The 19,963-nt window shown below is 56.0% G+C and carries 15 protein-coding genes; 11 read left to right on the top strand and 4 right to left on the bottom strand.

Going from position 1 to position 19,963, the window contains the following annotated elements; translation table 11 throughout:
- Positions 1-100 precede the first annotated feature (100 nt).
- From L1D47_RS11150 to L1D47_RS11140, 3 genes are all read left to right on the top strand, one after another.
- Positions 101-1,036, top strand: a complete 936-nt coding sequence (locus L1D47_RS11150; RefSeq protein WP_239884889.1) for a LysR family transcriptional regulator — start codon at positions 101-103, stop codon at positions 1,034-1,036.
- Positions 1,037-1,143: 107 nt separating this feature from the next.
- Positions 1,144-1,869, top strand: coding sequence for a YebC/PmpR family DNA-binding transcriptional regulator (locus L1D47_RS11145; RefSeq protein WP_239884887.1), 726 nt, complete (start codon positions 1,144-1,146; stop codon positions 1,867-1,869).
- Positions 1,870-2,700: 831 nt separating this feature from the next.
- Positions 2,701-3,735 (top strand): DUF4382 domain-containing protein, encoded by a 1,035-nt coding sequence (locus L1D47_RS11140; RefSeq protein ID WP_239884885.1) that lies wholly within the window; start codon positions 2,701-2,703, stop codon positions 3,733-3,735.
- Between the two features lie 75 nt (positions 3,736-3,810).
- Here the strand turns inward: L1D47_RS11140 and L1D47_RS11135 are convergent, their stop codons facing one another.
- On the bottom strand, positions 3,811-5,178 hold the full coding sequence (locus tag L1D47_RS11135; RefSeq protein ID WP_239884883.1) for an SO_0444 family Cu/Zn efflux transporter: 1,368 nt from the start codon (positions 5,176-5,178) through the stop codon (positions 3,811-3,813).
- Positions 5,179-5,181: 3 nt separating this feature from the next.
- Complete coding sequence (zntR, locus tag L1D47_RS11130; RefSeq protein WP_041509891.1) at positions 5,182-5,658, bottom strand: Zn(2+)-responsive transcriptional regulator; 477 nt, start codon at positions 5,656-5,658, stop codon at positions 5,182-5,184.
- A 300-nt stretch (positions 5,659-5,958) separates the two neighbouring features.
- Between zntR and purH the strand changes: the two genes are divergently transcribed.
- The 4 genes from purH to L1D47_RS11110 all read left to right on the top strand — a co-directional run bounded on the left by purH (position 5,959) and on the right by L1D47_RS11110 (position 12,205).
- A complete protein-coding gene (gene purH / locus L1D47_RS11125; protein WP_239884882.1) occupies positions 5,959-7,572 on the top strand; it encodes a bifunctional phosphoribosylaminoimidazolecarboxamide formyltransferase/IMP cyclohydrolase in 1,614 nt (537 codons plus the stop codon).
- 51 nt (positions 7,573-7,623) lie between these two features.
- Positions 7,624-8,916 carry a phosphoribosylamine--glycine ligase gene (purD, locus tag L1D47_RS11120; protein WP_239884880.1) on the top strand — a complete coding sequence of 431 codons (1,293 nt, stop codon included), beginning with the start codon at positions 7,624-7,626 and terminating at the stop codon, positions 8,914-8,916.
- A gap of 286 nt (positions 8,917-9,202) precedes the next feature.
- A complete protein-coding gene (locus L1D47_RS11115; protein WP_239884878.1) occupies positions 9,203-9,772 on the top strand; it encodes a hypothetical protein in 570 nt (189 codons plus the stop codon).
- A 102-nt stretch (positions 9,773-9,874) separates the two neighbouring features.
- Positions 9,875-12,205: a hypothetical protein gene (locus L1D47_RS11110; protein ID WP_239884876.1), complete on the top strand. Its 2,331-nt coding sequence runs from the start codon at positions 9,875-9,877 to the stop codon at positions 12,203-12,205.
- A gap of 90 nt (positions 12,206-12,295) precedes the next feature.
- Here the strand turns inward: L1D47_RS11110 and L1D47_RS11105 are convergent, their stop codons facing one another.
- Both L1D47_RS11105 and L1D47_RS11100 read right to left on the bottom strand, forming a co-directional pair.
- Positions 12,296-13,102, bottom strand: a complete 807-nt coding sequence (locus L1D47_RS11105; RefSeq protein WP_239884874.1) for an SDR family oxidoreductase — start codon at positions 13,100-13,102, stop codon at positions 12,296-12,298.
- 94 nt (positions 13,103-13,196) lie between these two features.
- Complete coding sequence (locus L1D47_RS11100) at positions 13,197-15,770, bottom strand: EAL domain-containing protein (RefSeq protein ID WP_239884872.1); 2,574 nt, start codon at positions 15,768-15,770, stop codon at positions 13,197-13,199.
- Positions 15,771-16,090: 320 nt separating this feature from the next.
- Here L1D47_RS11100 and L1D47_RS11095 point away from each other — a divergent pair, with 320 nt between their 5' ends.
- From L1D47_RS11095 to L1D47_RS11080, 4 genes are all read left to right on the top strand, one after another.
- Positions 16,091-16,792, top strand: a complete 702-nt coding sequence (locus L1D47_RS11095; RefSeq protein ID WP_239884870.1) for a spondin domain-containing protein — start codon at positions 16,091-16,093, stop codon at positions 16,790-16,792.
- 9 nt (positions 16,793-16,801) lie between these two features.
- The gene (locus L1D47_RS11090) at positions 16,802-17,530 is read left to right on the top strand and encodes a spondin domain-containing protein (protein WP_239884868.1); all 729 of its coding nucleotides are present in this window, start codon (positions 16,802-16,804) and stop codon (positions 17,528-17,530) included.
- A 100-nt stretch (positions 17,531-17,630) separates the two neighbouring features.
- A complete protein-coding gene (locus L1D47_RS11085; RefSeq protein ID WP_239884866.1) occupies positions 17,631-18,359 on the top strand; it encodes a response regulator transcription factor in 729 nt (242 codons plus the stop codon).
- A 2-nt stretch (positions 18,360-18,361) separates the two neighbouring features.
- Positions 18,362-19,831 carry a HAMP domain-containing sensor histidine kinase gene (locus tag L1D47_RS11080; RefSeq protein ID WP_239884864.1) on the top strand — a complete coding sequence of 490 codons (1,470 nt, stop codon included), beginning with the start codon at positions 18,362-18,364 and terminating at the stop codon, positions 19,829-19,831.
- The last annotated feature ends 132 nt before the right edge of the window (positions 19,832-19,963 follow it).

Below are 19,963 nucleotides of genomic sequence, written 5' to 3'. Positions count from 1 at the left end.
GAATAAACACCTTGATTAGAATTTGATAGTTTACTACTGTCTTATAATGTTTATTAGACAGTTAAAAAAATTACCAACTGTTTCACAGGTGTAACAATAGATGGATTTGAATCGTATTCAGATGTTCGCCCAGGTGGTGGAAAAAGGCAGCTTCACCGCCGCAGCCAAGGCGATGGGTCTCACCAAGGCGACGGTGAGCCGTAAGATAGCCGAGCTTGAAACCGATACCGGGGTGCAGCTGCTGTATCGCACCACCCGGGCCCTCAAGCTCACCGAGGCCGGTAGCATCTATTACAACAAGATACAGCGGATCCTGATGGATCTGCAGAGCGCCGAAGATCAGCTCAGCGCTAGCCAGGAGACCATCAAGGGCAACCTGAAGATCGTCTGCCCCATAGAGCTGGGGCAGCTGTTCTTCGGCCGCATCTTCGCCCGCTTCCTCGAGGCAACCCCCGGGATGACTCTGGACGCCGAACTGACCAACCGTAAGGTCGACATGATAGAGGAAGGCATAGACATTCTGTTTCAGGTGTCCGATGTGCGCGACTCGCGGCTGCAATCCTACCGGATACTCAACACAGACAAATCCTTGGTGGCCAGTCCAAGCTACCTGGCGCGCTATGGCATACCCACCACACCGCAAGATCTGATAAGCCACAAGGCGATTCGCCTCAAGTCGACCCATATCGACGGTGGCTGGACCCTGTTCGATGGCCAGCAGTGGGTCACCATTGAGCCCGAGGCCCAGCTAACCGTTAACAATGTCACCCTGGCGCGCGAGGCGGCCATCGAAGGGCTGGGAGTCGCCACGGCGCCGACCCTGGTGGCACAGGCAGCCATAGAGGAAGGGCTATTGATCCCGCTGTTGACCGACTTCCCCATGGCGCAGACCGCCATTACCCTGAGCTTTCCCCATAGGGCCTACCTGCCTCGCAAGTACCGCGCCTTTATCGAGTATATCTATCAGGCGCTGTTTGACCGCAGGCCCGAGGAGATCCTGGAGATCCCAGATTTCATTACCCCACCCGAGCGTTAGCGGTTCGCGCGCCACAGTTTTGACAAAATAAGCAGCGGAGTCTGCAAAATCGTCGACAAAGCTGCTAACATTGGGCCAATTTTTTTCGCTTAAAGAGATATCGCAAGATGGGAAGAGCATACCAGAACCGCAAAGAATCTATGGCCAAAACGGCTGGGCAGAAGACGAGACTCTACTCTCGTTATGGCAAAGAACTCTATGTTTGCGCAAAGAACGGTGGCTTCGATCCTGACGGCAACCTGGCACTACGCCATATGATCACCAAGGCTAAGAAAGATCAGGTTCCTGCTCATGTCATCGAACGCGCCCTGGAGAAAGCCAAGGGTGGCGGCGGTGAAGACTATGAAACTGCACGTTACGAAGGCTTTGGTCCAGGCGGCACCATGGTGATCGTCGACTGTCTGACCGACAACGGTAAGCGTACCTTTACCGAGGTGCGTCAGGCGTTCGTGAAAAATGATGCCAAGCTTGGCAGCCCTGGCACCGTTGGCCATATGTTCGATCATCAAGCGGTATTTGCCTTTAAGGGCGAAGATGAAGAGGCCGTGCTTGAGGCCCTGATGATGGCCGACGTCGACGTCGCCGACATCGAAGTAGAAGATGGCATCATCAGCGTATTTGCTCCAAATACAGAGTTTTACAAGGCGAAGACGGCCCTCAACGATGCCTTCCCTGAGACAGAACTGGAAGTGGAAGAGATCGCCTTCGTGCCTCAGACCATGACAGAGCTCAGCGACCCTGAAGTGATTGCCCAATTCGAGAAATTCCAGGCCGCGCTGGAAGACTGTGACGACGTACAAAACGTCTACCACAATGCCGATATCAAGGCATAAATACAAGTTTAACAAGCTGATGCTGTTGGCTTGTTCTATGACTAAAGCGATTCGTAGCACTTGCGCACGAGTCGCTTTTTTATTCCTATCCACTGTTAAATTTGTGACTTGTGCCAAGGGCTTGGCGCAAAGAGTGAGTACTCACTGCCCGACCTATTTAACTTTATTAATACTTGCCTCTTTTGTATAACTTTCGGTGGACTTAGGCGTCTGTTCACCTATCCTTATAGCTGCACTGATTAAAATAAATAACCCCATCAAGCTGCCTAGGGAAGGTGCGAACAAGTCGTCGCACAGCTCTGGCTTTGATAGCAGCGACAGTTCAAGGCATTCAACTGAGGGCATGCCGAGGCCTGCTGAAGTTGAATAACGCCGAAATGGTGTTGCTATCAAAGCCCCGCAGGGCGAGGCTTACAGCGGTATTTGCTGCGTTACAGTTCTTGCGAAGGACTAGGGCCATTCGCTGCAAACTGTGCCTAGCATCTATCCACTTTAAGCACACGCAGAGCAAGCANCACAGCTCTGGCTTTGATAGCAGCGACAGTTCAAGGCATTCAACTGAGGGCATGCCGAGGCCTGCTGAAGTTGAATAACGCCGAAATGGTGTTGCTATCAAAGCCCCGCAGGGCGAGGCTTACAGCGGTATTTGCTGCGTTACAGTTCTTGCGAAGGACTAGGGCCATTCGCTGCAAACTGTGCCTAGCATCTATCCACTTTAAGCACACGCAGAGCAAGCACGGGACTTATTCGCACCTTCCCTAGCTCACCATCTACTCTCCGGGATGGCGGGCCGGGCATACTTGATAAACCAACATGACGAACGGGTAACCTATGAAGTATTCAAAATCGATTATCGCCATCACACTCACCAGCCTGCTTGCCGCCTGTGGTGGCAGCGATGATAAGCCGGAAACACCAGAGACAGGTGTCTTCAGCCTAGGTGTTTCAGATAACCCAGCCGATGCCAAAGTGGTGAATATCGCCTTCAAACAAGTGGTGCTTAAGGGTAACGGCGAATCTCTGTCATTCGACGTATCCGAAGACGGTGAGCTGAAACACGTTGATCTACTGACGGTACAGGGTCAGGAAGTCGAAACTTTGGTTAGCGGCCAGTCTATCCCGGTCGGCGAATACCAGATGTGTATCTATATGCAGAACAGCGAAGTGGCCGACACCAACAGCTCTTATGTTAAGACCATGGATGACATGGATGCAGGCCTAGTCACCAACAGCAACGGTAGCTGTGGCGGCTTTGGCGCCGAAGAACCTGGTACGGGTCGTCTATTCTTCAACAAGGCCTTCACCATCGCGGCGGGCGTGAACAACTTCGTCGCCGAGTTTAACCTCTCACAAGGGTTACAGGCGCCCCACGGCAACAAGGACTACTGGACCCTTAAGCCTACAGCGGTACAGCTGGTCAACAACGCCGAAGTCGGTGCCATTCACGGCATGATTGACGCCAGCGTGATGGCAGACTGTGAAGCCGCCGCCGGTGGCTCTGAGTTCAGCCCGGCCGTCTATCTCTACCCAACGGCAACCGCACTGGAAAACATGCTCGACTTCCGCCTGGAAGCCGACATTGTCGCCCCTCAGGTAGCCCCTATCACCTCGGCACGTGTTAACCCTGTTACCGATGAAACCGAGACAGTGACAGGCTATGAGTATGAGTTTGGCTTCGTTGCCGCGGCTAACTACAGCCTAGGTTATACCTGTCTGGCACAGAACGATGACCCAGAAGTGGCCAACGGCGCAGATGATGTTGAAGCACCTTTCTTCATCCATGTGGATGAGCAAGACGTCACCGTCACCCAAGGTACAACGACCGAGCGTGACTTCGAGGCCGCCGCAGAGACTCCTGCACCTTAAGTTAGACTTAAACAGACAGCAAAAAGGCACTCATTGGAGTGCCTTTTTTATTAACTAGAATGTGCTAACTCGATGTTATGAGCAGCAATCTCGGCGCCACCAGTTTTTCGGCAGCTTGGCCAACAATACCTTAAGCATCAAAATTGCCAGTATGATGCCCGAGGCGTTCACCACCACCGCAGGCAACAGGTTATGTTGCTCACCCACCTGAGGCATCACCTCGAAACCGAAAGTTGCCACCAGGTAGTTCACCAGGACTCCGGCGATCAGGGCCACACCCAAGACACCACCGAGATAACCATAGAGGGCGCGCTTACCCAGTTCCTTGGTCACTACCCCCAGGGTGGCAATATTCGTCGCCGGCCCCGCCAGCATAAACACCAGCACGGCGCCGGGCGAGACACCCGCCAGCAGGAGACCCGCGGCGATAGGCGTGGATGCCGTGGCACAGATATACATAGGCACAGAGATAAGCACCATCACCAGCATGGCCAAGATGCCATCGCCCCACTTGGCCATGAAATCCCCCGGCACATAGGTCTGTACCAAGGCCGCAAAGAAGAGGCCGATCAACAGCCAGACTGTGGTGTCGCGCACCAGGTCGGTGGCGGCGTAATGCATGCCTTTGCCCATACGCACCAGTACCGAGGTGCCCTTGAGCTCGGTGGCAACATCTTTGGTGGACTCGCAGCAGCTCTCACCCGAAGACTGGCTGGTGTTCTGCTTGTCTGTGCTTGCACTCGAGCAACATGAGCTAGCCACTTTGACCTCTTGCTTGCCACTACAGCAAGAGCTGACAGCTGCTGTCGCCGCCATGGGTTTGACCAGGGCACCCGAGCTTGCCGGGCGCGTCATCATGGGCGAGGCATCTGCCGTCATGCGCACAGGAGCACTCGACTTGTCACCACAGCAAGCGGATGTCGCTTGTTTAACGACGGGCTTCTCGGCAGGCTTGCTAGCGCTACAGCAGCTTGCCGTTGCTTTGGTTGCCTTCTCTGTCATGGGCTGATTCGAACTCGCCTGAGCCACCTCCTCGACCTGACCTTCATCATCGTCACGGCCCACCAGCAGACCGGCCACAATGGCACTTGTCACCGCTGCGATAGGCCTCACCACCGCCATGAAGGGACCGAGCAGCACATAAGAGACGCTGACCGAGTCGATGCCCGTCTCTGGGGTCGATACTAAAAATGAGGTGGTGGCCGCCTTAGAGGCGCCCGAGCGGCGCAGGCCGACGGCGGCGGGGATCACGCCGCAGGAGCACAGTGGTAAGGGCGCGCCTAGCACGGCTGCCTTGATGGTCGTCTTCACCCCATGGCCCCCTAGCTGCTTCTGCATCCAGGTCATGGGCACAAACATCTTCAACATACCGGCAAGCACCAGGCCCAGCAGCAGCCAGGGCGCGGAATCGAGAAAGAGATCGATGAAATTAGATAACAACATAGGTTAACCCTTTAGCTTACAACTGGTTTTATATTCGGTTTCGCTGTGATCATGACTGTGGTTTTCACACTTCACCTCGACGTTGGACTCGAGCGCCTCAAGAATAGAGCAATGTTCGGCGCTTTCCGGCCCGCCACAACAGGCATCGGATAGCCGTTGAAGCGACAGACGGAAATGATTCAGTTCGGCAATCTTCTCTTCCACATTGGCCAGCTTGATATCCACCATCCCTTTGACATCGGCGCAGGCCCAATTGGATTTGTCGAGATCGATAGATAACAGCTCGGTGATCTCCGACAGGGTAAAGCCCACCGCCTTGGCTCGCAGGATAAAGCGCAGGCGTTCGGCATCCTGCTCGGTATAGAGTCGATAACCCGACTCGCTGCGCATCGATGGCGACAACAAGCCATGTTTCTCATAGAAACGCAGGGTGTCGGCCTTCACCTCACACTGTTTGGCCAACTCTCCAATACGATACATCTTGCCTCCGATAGCGCCTTTCATCATCACATTAATGCCAGTATAAACCTTAGAGTTAAATCTAAGGTCAAGGGTTATTCTGCAGCAAATCGCAATCTCTTACTTGTTCGCCATGGCGTATTGTGAAATCGCACATAAAAAAACAGCATGGCACACAGTTTTACGGTAAAATACGCGCGCCGCGATGGGGAGTTAAAAAATTGAGGGGCTTTTGGAAAGCAATACGCTTGGGGTTAGCAGCGACTAACTGTTCTGTTTTCCGAAAGATCCTTAAAATAACTACTGGACCCTGTACCTAAAATGAATAATGCCAGACCTATTCGTCGCGCGCTGTTAAGCGTTTCTGATAAAACCGGAATCTTAGAGTTTGCAAAAGCCCTACATGCTCAAGGTGTTGAACTGCTATCTACAGGCGGCACTGCCCGTCTGTTAGCAGACAACGATGTGCCTGTCATTGAAGTCTCTGACTACACAGGCCATCCTGAGATCATGGACGGCCGTGTAAAGACCCTGCACCCAAAAGTGCACGGCGGCATCCTCGGCCGTCGCGGTATCGATGAGATAGTGATGGAACAGAACGCCATTAAACCTATCGATCTGGTTGCCGTTAACCTCTACCCCTTTGCCGAAACTGTGGCCAAAGAAGGCTGTACCCTGGCCGACGCCGTAGAAAACATCGACATTGGCGGCCCGACTATGGTGCGCTCTACCGCGAAGAACCACAAAGACACCACCATTATCGTTAACGCCAAAGACTATGATCGCGTGATCGCAGAGATGCAGGCCAACCAGGGCAGCACCACGCTGGAGACGCGTTTCGATCTGGCTATCGCCGCCTTCGAACACACGGCCGCCTATGATGGCATGATCGCCAACTACTTCGGTACCCAAGTGCCACCGCACGCGGTGAATGGGGTAGCGGCACGCAGCCAGGACGAATGTCACCAGGACTCTAAGTTCCCACGCACCTACAACACTCAGTTGGTGAAGAAGCAAGATCTGCGTTACGGCGAAAACAGCCACCAGAGCGCCGCCTTCTATGTGGATCTAAACATAGACGAAGCCTCTGTCGCCAGCGCGACTCAGCTGCAGGGTAAGGCCCTTTCTTACAACAACATCGCCGATACCGATGCCGCACTAGAATGCGTCAAAGAGTTCAGCGAGCCAGCCTGTGTCATCGTCAAGCACGCCAACCCTTGTGGCGTCGCCATCGGCAAGGATCTGCTGGAAGCCTACAACCGTGCCTACAAGACAGACCCAACTTCGGCCTTCGGCGGCATCATCGCCTTCAATGGTGAGCTGGACGCCGAGACCGCCAGCGCCATCGTCGAGCGTCAATTCGTCGAGGTGATCATCGCTCCCGTCGTTAGCCAGGCGGCTCGTGATGTAGTGGCGGCCAAGGCCAACGTTCGCCTACTAGAGTGTGGTCAATGGAATACCAAGACCCGCAGCCTGGACTACAAGCGCGTCAACGGCGGCCTGCTGATCCAAGACAGAGACCAGGGCATGGTCGAAATGAGCGACATCAAGGTGGTGACCAAGCGTCAACCAACCGAAGCCGAGATGAAAGATCTCATGTTCTGCTGGAAGGTGGCCAAGTTCGTTAAGTCTAACGCCATCGTCTACGCCAAAGACAGCATGACCATAGGCGTTGGTGCCGGCCAGATGAGCCGCGTCTACAGTGCCAAGGTAGCTGGTATCAAGGCGGCCGACGAGAACCTGGAAGTTGTAGGTTCGGTCATGGCATCCGATGCCTTCTTCCCCTTCCGCGATGGTATAGACGCCGCCGCGGCCGCCGGCATCAGCTGCATCATCCAGCCGGGCGGTTCGATTCGCGATGAAGAGATCATTGCCGCCGCCGACGAACATGGCATGGCCATGGTCTTCACCGGCATGCGTCACTTCCGTCATTAATTTGCTTTCGCGCCTGGGTCACAAGCCTGGGCGCCATTTTAAGGATATAGCATGAACGTATTAGTTATAGGTAGCGGCGGACGCGAACACGCCCTGGCCTGGAAGGCCGCTAAATCCCCCCTGGTCGAGAAGGTCTTCGTTGCTCCAGGCAACGCCGGCACTGCGCTAGAGCCTAAGCTGGAAAACGTCGCCATCGCGGTGGAAGCCATCTCTGAACTGGTTGCCTTTGCCAAGGAGCAGGCGATCGAGCTGACGATTGTCGGCCCGGAAGTGCCGCTGTCTCTCGGTGTGGTCGATGCCTTCAACGAGGCGAATCTGCCTATCTTCGGCCCGACCCAAGGTGCGGCGCAGTTAGAGTCTTCTAAGGCGTTTACCAAGGACTTCCTGGCTCGCCACGATATTCCTACGGCAGCCTATTCAAACTTTACCGAGATCGATCCTGCCAAGGCCTATGTCACCGAGGTGACCGCCAAGACAGGCTTCCCTATCGTCATCAAGGCCGACGGCCTGGCGGCGGGTAAAGGGGTGATCATCGCCCAGGATCAGGCCGAGGCCGATGCCGCCATCGAAGATATGTTGGCCGGCAACAAGTTTGGCGAGGCGGGTTCTCGCGTGGTGATCGAAGAGTTCCTCAAGGGCGAAGAAGCCAGCTTCATCGTCATGGTCGACGGCAAGAATATTCTGGCCATGGCCAGCAGCCAGGATCACAAGGCCAGAGACAATGGCGACAACGGCCCCAACACAGGCGGCATGGGCGCCTACTCTCCTGCGCCGGTTGTGACCCAAGCCGTACACGACTGGACAGTGGCAAACGTGATCCGTCCAACCGTAGACGGTATGGCCGCCGAAGGCAATGTCTACACAGGCTTCCTCTATGCCGGTCTGATGATTGCGCCAGATGGCAGCGCCAAGGTTCTGGAATACAACTGCCGCTTCGGCGACCCAGAGACCCAGCCTATCATGATGCGTCTCAAGTCTGATCTGGTTGAACTCTGCCTAGCCGCCACCCGTGGCGAGCTGGACAAGGTCACCGCCGAGTTCGACAGCCGCGCCGCCGTGGGTGTGGTAATGGCCGCAGGTGGCTACCCAGATGCCTATCGCAAGCATGATGTGATCGAGGGACTGAGCCTGGGCAGCGATGATGGCAAGGTATTCCATGCAGGCACCAGCATGAAGGATGGCCATGTGGTCACCAATGGCGGCCGCGTACTGTGCGCAACGGCTTTGGGTGAAAACGTCACCCAGGCGCAACAGAGTGCCTATCAGCTGGTCAACGAGATCCACTGGGATGACGTCTACTTCCGTACCGATATCGCCTATCGCGCTATCGCCCGGGAGAGCTAATACCCACAAAGGGATATTAATGAGAAGTTGAGATCCAGATCACGCTCACTTTTCATGCAATAAAATCGCATAAAAGCACCTATACTCTACAAGGGTATTAGGTGCTTTTTTATACGACTCAATGAGTTATGTTCTAAATTCGAATCATGTATAAAAATAGCCTGAATACGCGATTTCTATACTGGAAAAACACAATATTAGCATAATTCAATATTTTAACCCCTCATTACAGCAGATTATTCACATATGTATACTCGCCGCCTCTGATTTTTAAGCTGGAGGCTTAATGAGATACTACCTTCTATTGTTTACCCTTTTACTCACCGCTTGCAGCGGAGGCGACTCGGACAGTCCAGCCCCGCAACCCGAAAAACAAGCGCATCCCGGCATTCAAGTGCAGCAGCTGGTGCAAACCTACGCTCCGGACCAGCGCCTCACGCCGGCGATCACAGGCAAACTGGGCAGCATCAGCTACCAATTGGCTAATGGCGCCGCGGCCGATGTGGTCAAGATCTCTGCCGATAAGCAGTATCTCACCATCCTCAATGCCGGCACGACTGAACTGATCGCTACCGATAGCGGCAACAGCCAGACCAAATCGGCCAGCCAGCGCTTTAGCGTCAGCATAGATAAGGCCCCTCGCTCACCGCTACTGACCAACGACATCAGTCAAGGCTATGTCGCAGGTGCAAAACTGTCGCCAAACATCGGCGGCGTCAAAGGCACCCTCAGTCTCTCTCTGGCGGAGCATCAGTCTACTGAAGTGGTATCTATCGATGCCCAGGGCAAACTCATCGTTATCGGCAGTGGCAGCGTTAACCTGCTCGCTAAGGACGATGGCGGCCGTAACTACTAGGCCGATACCCGTGAGTTTAAGGTCAGCATCTCGCTCGCCGAGACAGCCTTTGCGACTTATCAGGCGATCACCAACAAGCCACTGATCTTTGGCGGTCAGCTAGTGCCCGTCTACAGCGGCACACCGACCACCCAGGTGCACTATCAGTTGGTCGCCGGCGCCAATACCCAGGTCGTTCAGGTACACCCCACCACAGGGGCGATGAACATTCTGGGTGCCGGTGAGACTCAGGTTGAAGTCGCGCAGGTCGCGCCCGCCAACCATACTCAGGTGCCGGTTCAGCGCTTTCGCGTGCAGATCAACAAGGCGGAAAATCTCGCCTTCAAGGCAAATGATGTGACGACCCGTTTCGCAGTCGACCAGACAGGCAGCTTCGATGTGACCCAGTCACAGGGCAAGCTACACTTCGCCATCAAGGCGGGAGCCGCCGAGGATGTCATCAACATCACAGATGCCGAGCTGGGCGAATTTAGCTTCCAGGGCGTAGGCGAGACCCAGGTCGAAGTGACCGATGCGGGTGATGACAACTACCTGACCACCAGCCGTACCTTTAAGGTCAAGGTCGAGGCGATGATCGCCAGCTCGCTGCAGGCGCTCAATATCGACAGCCAATATCAGGCCAATCAGACCCTGTCGCCACAAGTTGCCGGTGCCAAGGGCACCCTGAGCTACCGTCTGACAACCACCAGTGCCACCGATGTGGTAACACTCGACGCCAAAACCGGTCAGATGCAGGAATTGAAACCCGGCACTGTTGAGGTGATAGTTAGCGACGATGGCGGCGAACTGTGGACGAGCCAAACGCAGCAATTTACCGTCTCCATAGACAAACAAGACAATGACCTGTTCGTCGTGGAAAATAGCCGCGTCGAATATAAGGCAAACGAACCATTCCTGCCGCAACCTAGCCACAATCAAGGCTTGGTGAACTACCAGGTCGAAAATGGCGGCGATGGCGTACTCAGCCAAGATGCCAATACCAAGGCGATCACTATTGTGGGCGCCGGCCGCGGCTGGGTCACTGCAACCGATGCGGGCAATGAGTTTTATCATCCGGCCAGCAGCCGCTTCTTCGTCGACGTGGCGCCGCTAAACGGTAGCCTGCAGATCTCCTCTGTGCGCAGCCAATATGCACCGAATAAGACGCTAACCATTCCACTAACGGGCGCCATCGGCAGCCTGAGTCTGAAGCTAGATAGCGGTCAGAGTGATGTGATCAGTGTCGACCTAGCCAATAAGACGCTGACGGTTAATAACGCGGGTAGCGTCACCTACTTAGTGACAGATAGCGGCGACGCCGGTCATGTGCCACAAAGCGCCGAGCTGAATGTGGTGATCGACAAGGGCGGCGAAAACCCTGAGCTAAAACTTGGCTCACAGTTGCTCAGCACAGTCTACGCTCCGAGTACTCGCCTCAATGCACCGGCCATCAGCGGCCACGGCGTCGACAGCCAGATTAGCTACTATGCCGATATCGCCTCGAGCAAGGTGGTGAGTCTCGACCAGGCCAGCGGTGAGATGACGATTCAGGCGGCAGGCATGGCCAAGGTCACAGTGATCGAACAGAGCCGCAACTATGAGCGCACCCTACTCGACTTCAACGTCAGTGTCGCCAAGGCGGTTCACCCAGGGCTAAGCCTGGATGAGATTAGCCAGTCGGTGGTCTACTATCCGGATCGTAAGGTATCACCGCCAGAATTTACCAACGCCTTTGGTAAGCTCAGCTACGCCTTTAATTATCCGGTGTCGCTGGAATATGCCGAGCTCACCTCAACGGGCGAACTCACCCTGCATGCTTACCCAGGTTCACGTGAAAATAGTTACTTCGATATCACGGTTACCGATGATGGCGGCAACAACTATCAGAGCGCCAGCCTGAACTACAAGGTATACCTCAAGGAGATCGAGCCAGGCCTGGGTGAAGAGGCCAGCCTGACCTTCGATGCCAGCGACTTGCAGCTGGTCTCACCGGCAGAGGTTGCCGCAGGTGACGTCTCCTACTTCACCTCTATCGGCGGACGTGGTGATGCCCTAAGTAAGAATGACAATGATGAACTAAGCGGTGGCTACACCACTATGGTGACTCAGATCTGTACCGATCCGGATAATTTAAAGGGCTGCACCATAGTGACGCTTAGGCTACAGCAGACCAGCCTGTGTAGCGATGGTAGCAGAGTGGCGTACCCGCTCGCCTCAAGCAGCATCTATACCTGCCCGAACATAAGCCAGCCGGTCAGTTCAGAAGTGACCGTCAGCCTGAATGCGGACGATCCCTACAACGCCTGGTTCGTCAATCCGGGACGCTACCAAAGCATTAGGCCGATAGTGGTAACTCACTTTGCCAAGCCATACCGCATTGGCGGCGTAGTGGAGGCCGGCGATATTCAGGCCAGAGCCTGGTGGCTGATCAACCTGGATATCACCAAGGATTAGACGCTAAAGCCTCTAGTCAAACACAAAAAAGCCCAGTTCATTCTGGGCTTTTTATTTGCTTTATCTCTGCAATTTACCAAAGATTTCATCCTAATGGCCAGAGGCAATCGCCTTACGGGCGATCTTATCGATAAGCCCTGGTGCGACTATCTTAAACCAACGGCCTAGCCGTCCCCGCAGCGAGGTGATTAGCAGCCGCTTACGTCCGGCAATCGCAGGCAACATCATCTGGGCACACTGCTCGGCGGTGATGATCTTAGCCTCCTGCATAGGACTCTTGCCCAGCGGCTGCCCCTTACCGTCCAGCGCCCGTTTATGGATCTCAGACACCACGAAATCGGGGCAGATATGGGTCACGGCGACATCATGCTCGGCCAGTTCGATCCGCAGCGAGTCGAAGAAACCCATCACCGCATGTTTAGAGGCGCTGTACCCACTGCGAGTCGGCACGCCGGTTAATCCCGCCACCGAGGCCACCACCACGATTTGACCACGACTGGCCTTTAGGTGTGGCAAGGCATAATGGGTCAGCATGGCGGGGGCGAGGTAGTTGACTCGCATCACCCGCTCTAAGATGGCGAGATCTTCGAGGTCTTCGAAACGCGACCACATGGTCATGCCCGCATTGTTGACCAGGATATCTAGGCGGCCGAAATGGGCCACACAGGTATCTATGAGGGCGCGACAGGCATCGGCATCTGTCACATCGGCGGGAACGACCAGGGGCGGCACGCTGGCAACGCTTGAAAGCTCTTGTTGCAGGGAATGAAGCCGTGCCTGGCTGCGAGCGGTCAGCACCAATCGACACCCCAGAGGCGCCATCGCCTTGGCCAGGGCACGCCCTATGCCTTCGGAGGCGCCGGTAATGATAACAACCTTGTCGGCTAAAGTTTGCATCTAAGACCTAAGGTATGAATAAATGGATAGGCTCCAAATTCACACACTTAGCCCGAAAGCACAAGCCTTAAGGCTAGGCTATACGGCATTAGCACTAGGCCATCAGCCGATGCACATTGTCCAGCGGCGCTGTGAGGTATTGATCTAGGCTCTTGGGGCGACCTATGGCGTAGCCCTGGGCATAGTTAATGCCGATCGACTCTAGCCTGTCGATGATCTCCTGATTCTCCACAAACTCGGCCACCGTCTCTATGCCCATCACGCGGCAGACATCGTGTATCGACTTGACGATGGCATAGTCCTTGGCATTGCTGGCCAGCGACTTGATGAAGCACCCGTCGATCTTCACATAATTCACCGGCAGCTCCCGCAGATAGCCGTATGACGCAAAGCCGGTACCGAAATCGTCCAGGGCAAAGGAGAAGCCCTGTTTCTTCAGTTGATTGAGCATCTCCATCGCCCGGTTACGATTCTGGATGGCACTGGTCTCGGTGATCTCGAAACAGATGCACTGGCTGGGGATGGCGAACCTTTCCAGCTGGGCGATGATATAGTCCACCATGCCCTCGGCCCCCAGGCTGTTGGCCGACAGGTTGATCGACAGACAGTGATCTCCCCATAGCTCCTCGTGCAAGGATAGCCAGAGGAAGGTCTTACGTATCACCTCTTTATCGACATCTGTCATCAGCTTAAAGCGCTCGGCCGCGGCAATAAACTGCGCCGGGGCCAGGATACGCCCGCAGGGCTCCTGGATCCGCAGCAACACCTCCATACGCTGCTTACCCTGAGGCCCGAGGGCCTTGATGGGTTGATAGTAGAGCAGCAGCTCGTTGTGTTCGATCGCCTGGGCGATACGCACCGCCCACTTGGGCGCATTGCGCTGGTAAGTGAGTTCCTTGTCCTTGTCATCGTAGAAATGCACCTGATTACTGCCCTTGCGCTTGGCGGCGATACAGGCGATGTCGGCATCTTTTAGCAGCTCAATCGGATTGATGTAGGGCGCCCTGGCCAGCGCGATTCCGGCGCTTATCCCCACATGATAATGACAGCCATGATGCTCCATCACCTGTTTGCCGACGGCGTCGATGATCTGTTTCACCTGCTGTGCCAGCGCCACCACCCCCAGATCTTTCAGCGCCAGACCAAATTCGTCGCCCCCCAATCGGGCCAACAGCCCCTGTTCACTCAGGCTGGCCTGAATCGCCTTGGATACCATCTTCAACATGGCATCACCGGCATTATGGCCGCAGGAATCGTTGATCAGCTTAAACTGCTCCAGGTCGAAATAGCAGATCGCCAGGGTCTGGGCATCCTCGGCAAACGCCTGTAGGCGCTCTTCGAAGGCGCAGCGGTTGAGCAGTCCGGTGACATTATCATAGTTGGCCCTGCGTCTGAGCTGATGCTTGAGCAGCTCCTCCTGGGTGATGTCCCGCAGCACGATCACAGTGCCGATGATCTTGTTATTCGGTCCCTTGAGGTTACTGATGCTACGCTCCATCAGCCTGGGGGTATTGCTGGTAAACTTGACCTTGCTCAGCAGCGGCGTCGCCGTGCCACTCGCCATGAAGGCAAACAGCGACTGATTCAGCTCGGGCTCACTACGAAACACCCTCTCCAGGTTCATGCCCACCGCAGACTCGGCCTTCACCTTGAGCAGACGCTCCGCCTGGGGGTTTAAGTAGATCACCTTAGCCCAGCTATCGGTCAAGATCACCGCCTCGGCAATCGCCTCCAGGGTGATCTTGGAGCGCTCCTTCTGCTGGAAGATACGTGCGAGCAGGCTGTTGACCTGCTCGGAGATCACCATAAATTCCGAGGTGCCCTTGGCCCGGATCGGTTGATAGGTCTTAGCCGTCGGATCCACCCGCGACAGCTGACGCAGCAGCTGTTTAAGGGGGTCGATCACCCCATGACGCAACCAGAGATACCCCATCAAGAGAAGCAGCAGGCTGATGCCGCCGATAAGGTACACCAGAGTTGCCGGCGCACTGTCTAACTGACTGACCGGTAGCTTGAGCTCGATATCCAGCAGCAAGGAGTGCTGACCAAGCAGGCTCGGCACCTCCAGGGTCACCCGCTGTGGCGATGGCTGCCCCAGCAAGGTCGGCGCCGCGCTCGCCAGTCTCAGCCCCGCCATCGAGGAGTCGGCCTCATAATATTCGAACAGTTGATTATCGACCCGGCGGACCATCAACAGGCGTCGACTATCGGACAGCGGGATCACACAGGCCAGAAAACCTTGCCTCCCCTGGAGCAGAAAGCCGGTACGAACGCCGTCGAGCATCAGCAGCTCGCGGCGCAGTGAGGCGAGATCCAATGCCTGGGTTTCCGGGCTGAGATCTCCAAAGGGCGTGATACCCGTCTCTTGCACTGTGTAGAGGCTGACATGGGCAGATAGGGACATGGCTTGCCAGGTTGCCGACAGGCTCTGGCGCTGCTCGGCGGGCAAGAGTGCCATAGGGACGCCGTATAGCTGGGCCAACATCTCAAACTGCGCGAGATCTTCCTCGAGATGATGGGCGATATTCTGCTGCGCACGCTGACTCACGTCCTGGCGCAGGTCGCTCAGGCGAAGCTCATACCAGGTATTTAACCCATAGGAGATGGCCATGATGGCGGGCAGGCAAAAGCCGGCCACAAAAACCACAATTTTCTTGCTAATGCGCATCTTGTCTCTGAGCCATCCTATCGGGGTCGCTTTTAGGGCTATGTTAGAATCAGCGAGGAAAATACCCTATTTGTCCTAGGGTTTAAACCGCCTGGCGACTGCCCGTTGCAAAACTAGCCAATAGCCTGCCTGCGGCGAACGGCCGCCGCATTGACTTAGCGCAGGAATTGACGATTGAGACGTAAATCAAAGCGTAAATTGAGAGCCAGTTCACCGCCCGAGAGCAGTTGTGAAACTTTTGTGATAATTTGGCGATACTTAAGTGAACTCCTGAGGCCATGCTTGAAATACAAGTCTTAATGTCCATCAGGAGAAACCTCATGACCCTACGCAAAGTCACCGCCGGCCTACTATTAGCTGGCTTAGTCGTCACACCTGTCGGCGCCGCCGAACTCACCATCAGCATCAGCAACCTCACCCATGGCAACCACTTCACTCCGGTCCTAATTGCCGCCCACGATGCACAGATGCACCTGTTCCAGGCGGGCGAGCCTGCCACGAGTGCACTACAGAAGATGGCGGAAGGGGGAGACATCGCCGATCTCGCCGCCATGGTCGATGCAGCCAATGGTGTCACCCTGTCTAATCCGGCGGCTGGCCTGATGGCGCCGGGACAAAAGGTCGAAAGCATCACCTTAGACAGCCAGGCCATGACCCATCTGTCGCTGGTTGCCATGATACTCCCCACCAACGACGCCTTCGTCGGCTTAGATGGCTGGGAAATTCCGACCACTCCCGGCACCTATAGCCTGACGCTCAACGCCTATGACGCCGGCACAGAGGCAAACGATGAGATCATCAATGGCGGCGGCATGCCAGGCACTCCAGGGAGCCCCGCTGCGCCGGGTGGCGATGGCGGCAGCAATGGTAGCGGTGTAGCCGACACCAGCGCCAACGACAAGGTGCATATCCATCCCGGCATCTTAGGCGATACAGATCCGGCAGGTGGCATGAGCGATCTCGACAGCCGTGTACACCGCTGGCTCAACCCGGTCGCCCACGTCAGCATCACAGTGAAGTAGGAGGCCAAGATGAAACTGCAAGAGTTCAAGGGCAGCCTACCGCTGTCGATAGTGGCATTGAGTGTGGGGGTGCTGCTCAGTGCCTGCTCAGACAACGACCATGACAACAATATGCCAGAGCCGCCGGCACCGCCCGTAGAGCGTAGCTTTACCCTGACGGTGACAAACCTCACCGCCAACCAGCCTATGTCTCCCCTGGCACTGCTGGCCACCTCAAACGGCTATCACGCCTGGCAAAGTGGTGAGCCCGCCAGCCTGGCACTTGAGCAACTGGCCGAAGGGGGGGATCAGTCAGGTTATAGCACTGAGATGGACGGCGTCGACATGGTGATAAGCGGCGCGGGCATACTGGCTCCCGGCGCGAGTGAGAGCCTGACCCTAACCCAGGTCGAGACGGCCGTCTCATCGCTTTCCTTGCTCACCATGCTGGTCAACACCAACGACGCCTTCAGCGGCCTGGACGCCATAGATCTGAGTCAGATGGCGGTGGCGCAGACCCAGAGTTTCTACACGCCCGCCTATGATGCCGGCACCGAGGCCAATAGCGAGCTCAAGGGGACAATACCCGGGCCGGCCGATGGCGGCGAAGGCTTTAATGCCGGCCGTGACGATGTAGATCGTGTGCATCTGCATCCTGGGGGGATCAGCCAGGACGATGGCCTGAGCGATTCGGTGCTACATGCCAGTCACAGGTTTGACAATCCGGTACTGAGAGTGACGATTCAGCGCACACGTTAGTCGCTAGAGAGGCTTGCCAACGAGCAATATTTAACCTCGACGAAATAAATTCCCTCCGGGCTGGGTCTACTGGATGTAGGCCAACCAGAGGGAATTTGCTATGTCTGTGATAAACAGCGACAGGAGTGTGTGTGAACGCCGGCGCATCTTACTGGTCGAAGATGAGCCCGACCTCGCCCGCCTGATCCGCCTCAACCTGGAATCCCTGCAACATGAGGTGACACAGGTAAGTAGCCTGACTCAGGCAAGACAAGTGCTGCAGAGCAAAAGCTTCGATCTCTTGCTGTTGGATCGCATGCTGAGTGACGGCGATGGCCTGACCCTGTGCCAACAGCTGCGCCAGGAGGGCAAGCGCCTGCCCTGCATGATGATCACCGCCCGGGATAGCGAGTCAGATATCGTCCTAGGCCTGGAATCCGGCGCCGACGACTACATGGTGAAACCCTTCAGCGTGCTGGAACTCAGGGCCAGGGTCAAGGCCCTCCTCAGACGTGCCGACCAGCAGGCCGCCGACCAGTATGCCCTGACGTTCGACGAGTTAGTGATCGACAGCAAGACGAGGGAAGTCACCGCCGCCAACCAACCGCTGGCCCTCACCGCCAGAGAGTTCGACTTACTCTACTACCTGGCCCAACATCCGCGCCAAGTATTCAGCCGCATGCAACTGCTAGAGGCCGTATGGGGCTACTCCTATGCGGGCTATGAACACACGGTCAACAGTCACATCAATCGCCTCAGGGCTAAGCTGGCCTGCTGCCCCAACAGCAACGAGCTGGTACAGACGGTGTGGGGCGTGGGCTATAAGTTTGCGCCACCGGCGGCGCACTAGCCATGGTCAATAGCCTGTTTGGCCGTATCCTACTGCTTGCCAGCGCCTGTGTCCTGCTGCTGTTTATCGGTTTCTGGCAGTGGTTTAGCCTTAACCAGCAACACAGCCAACGTCTGGTGCAACAATCCCTACACCGAGAGCTGGCGACCCACATGGCCGAGATCAACCCCCTGCTGTCCCAGGGGATCACCTCCAACGCCGCCCTCAAGGAGGCCCTTCACGATCTCATGCTGCTGGGCCCCAGCTTCGAGATCTACACCTTAGACCCCCAGGGCAAGGTGATCGCCTTCGATGCCAAGGAGGAGCAGATCAAGACCCACGGCGTCGATATCAATAAGGTGCAGGCCTTTCTGCAGGATGAGCCCTTACCTATCCTGGGCACAGACCCAAGGGCTGACGGCCAACAGAAGATCTTCTCCGTCAGCCCACTTCATAGCCCAGACGGGGCCCTCAGTGGCTACCTGTATGTGATCATCGGCGGTGAGGCCTTCGATAACTGGCAATCGCTTATCCAGGCAAAAGACCTGCCCCAGCGCTGGGGCGCCGCCCTAGGCGGCTGGGCGCTGTTTACCCTGATCCTGTTTTCCCTGCTGCTACGCTACCTGACGCGGCCGCTCAAGCGTCTCACCCAGGCACTGGGGGAGCTAGAGCAGAAACCGATCGGCCAGCCTCTCGCCCTTCCCCTGGCGCCGAGCCGTAGCCAGGAGATGGCCCAACTTAACGCCCAGATCAACCGACTGCTGCAGGAGGTTGCCCAGAAGCAGCGCCAGGTGACTCAGCAGCAGGCGGCCAAGCAGGAGTTTCTGCTGCACCTGTCACACGATCTCAAGACACCGCTCACCACGCTACTGGGCTATCTGGACACCTGGCTAATCAGCCCAGTCGATGAGCGCGACGATAGTCTGCTCGAATATGCCAGTGCCTCGGGGCAGAGGCTGCAACAGCTACTGGCGCAGATGCTGGAGTTGGCGGCGCTGGAGAATGGTCAGATAAAGGCGAATCTGCGTAGAACACCGCTGCAGGCGCTCCTCGATGAGGTCAAGCAGACCTTCGCCCCCAAGGCCAAACGGGCCGGAATTAGCCTGAACATCAGTCGGGACGAGGGGCTGATCCTTTACACAGATCCCCAGCTGATGGGACGCGTGCTTAACAACCTGCTGGACAACGCCCTGCGCCACACGCCAGCCGGCGGCGAGATAAATGTCTATGCTCAGACCCTGCCTTCGGGATCTTATCTCGTCATACAAGACACGGGCAGCGGCATGCAAGCGCAAGCCATTACCACCCTGGAGCAGCCCCCCAGCCAAACCCAGCCCGAGCTCTACTATTGCCAAGGCGACGCGCTGCCACAGCTAGGTGTCGGCCTGGCGATCGTCAGACAATTACTGGCCAGACTCGGTTGTCGTATCGAGGTGCAAAGCACAGTTGACCGGGGTAGCCGGTTCATGATCGCGCTGCGCCACTATCAATAAGACGAGCAACAGCTTATACCAATCACAGTAAATATGTGATCAGAAATAGCGCAGGAAAAACGCTTGAGAACAAAGCAGGATTTTTAGATAAGTAGTTATTCTACAATTAAAAATACTAATACAGTTATCGAG

Origin of the sequence: Shewanella sp. Isolate7 (assembly GCF_022398425.1) — a bacterium.
In the GTDB taxonomy this organism is placed as follows: domain Bacteria; phylum Pseudomonadota; class Gammaproteobacteria; order Enterobacterales; family Shewanellaceae; genus Shewanella.
Note: the sequence above shows the minus strand (reverse complement) of the source record. Positions and strands in the feature narration are given on the sequence as shown.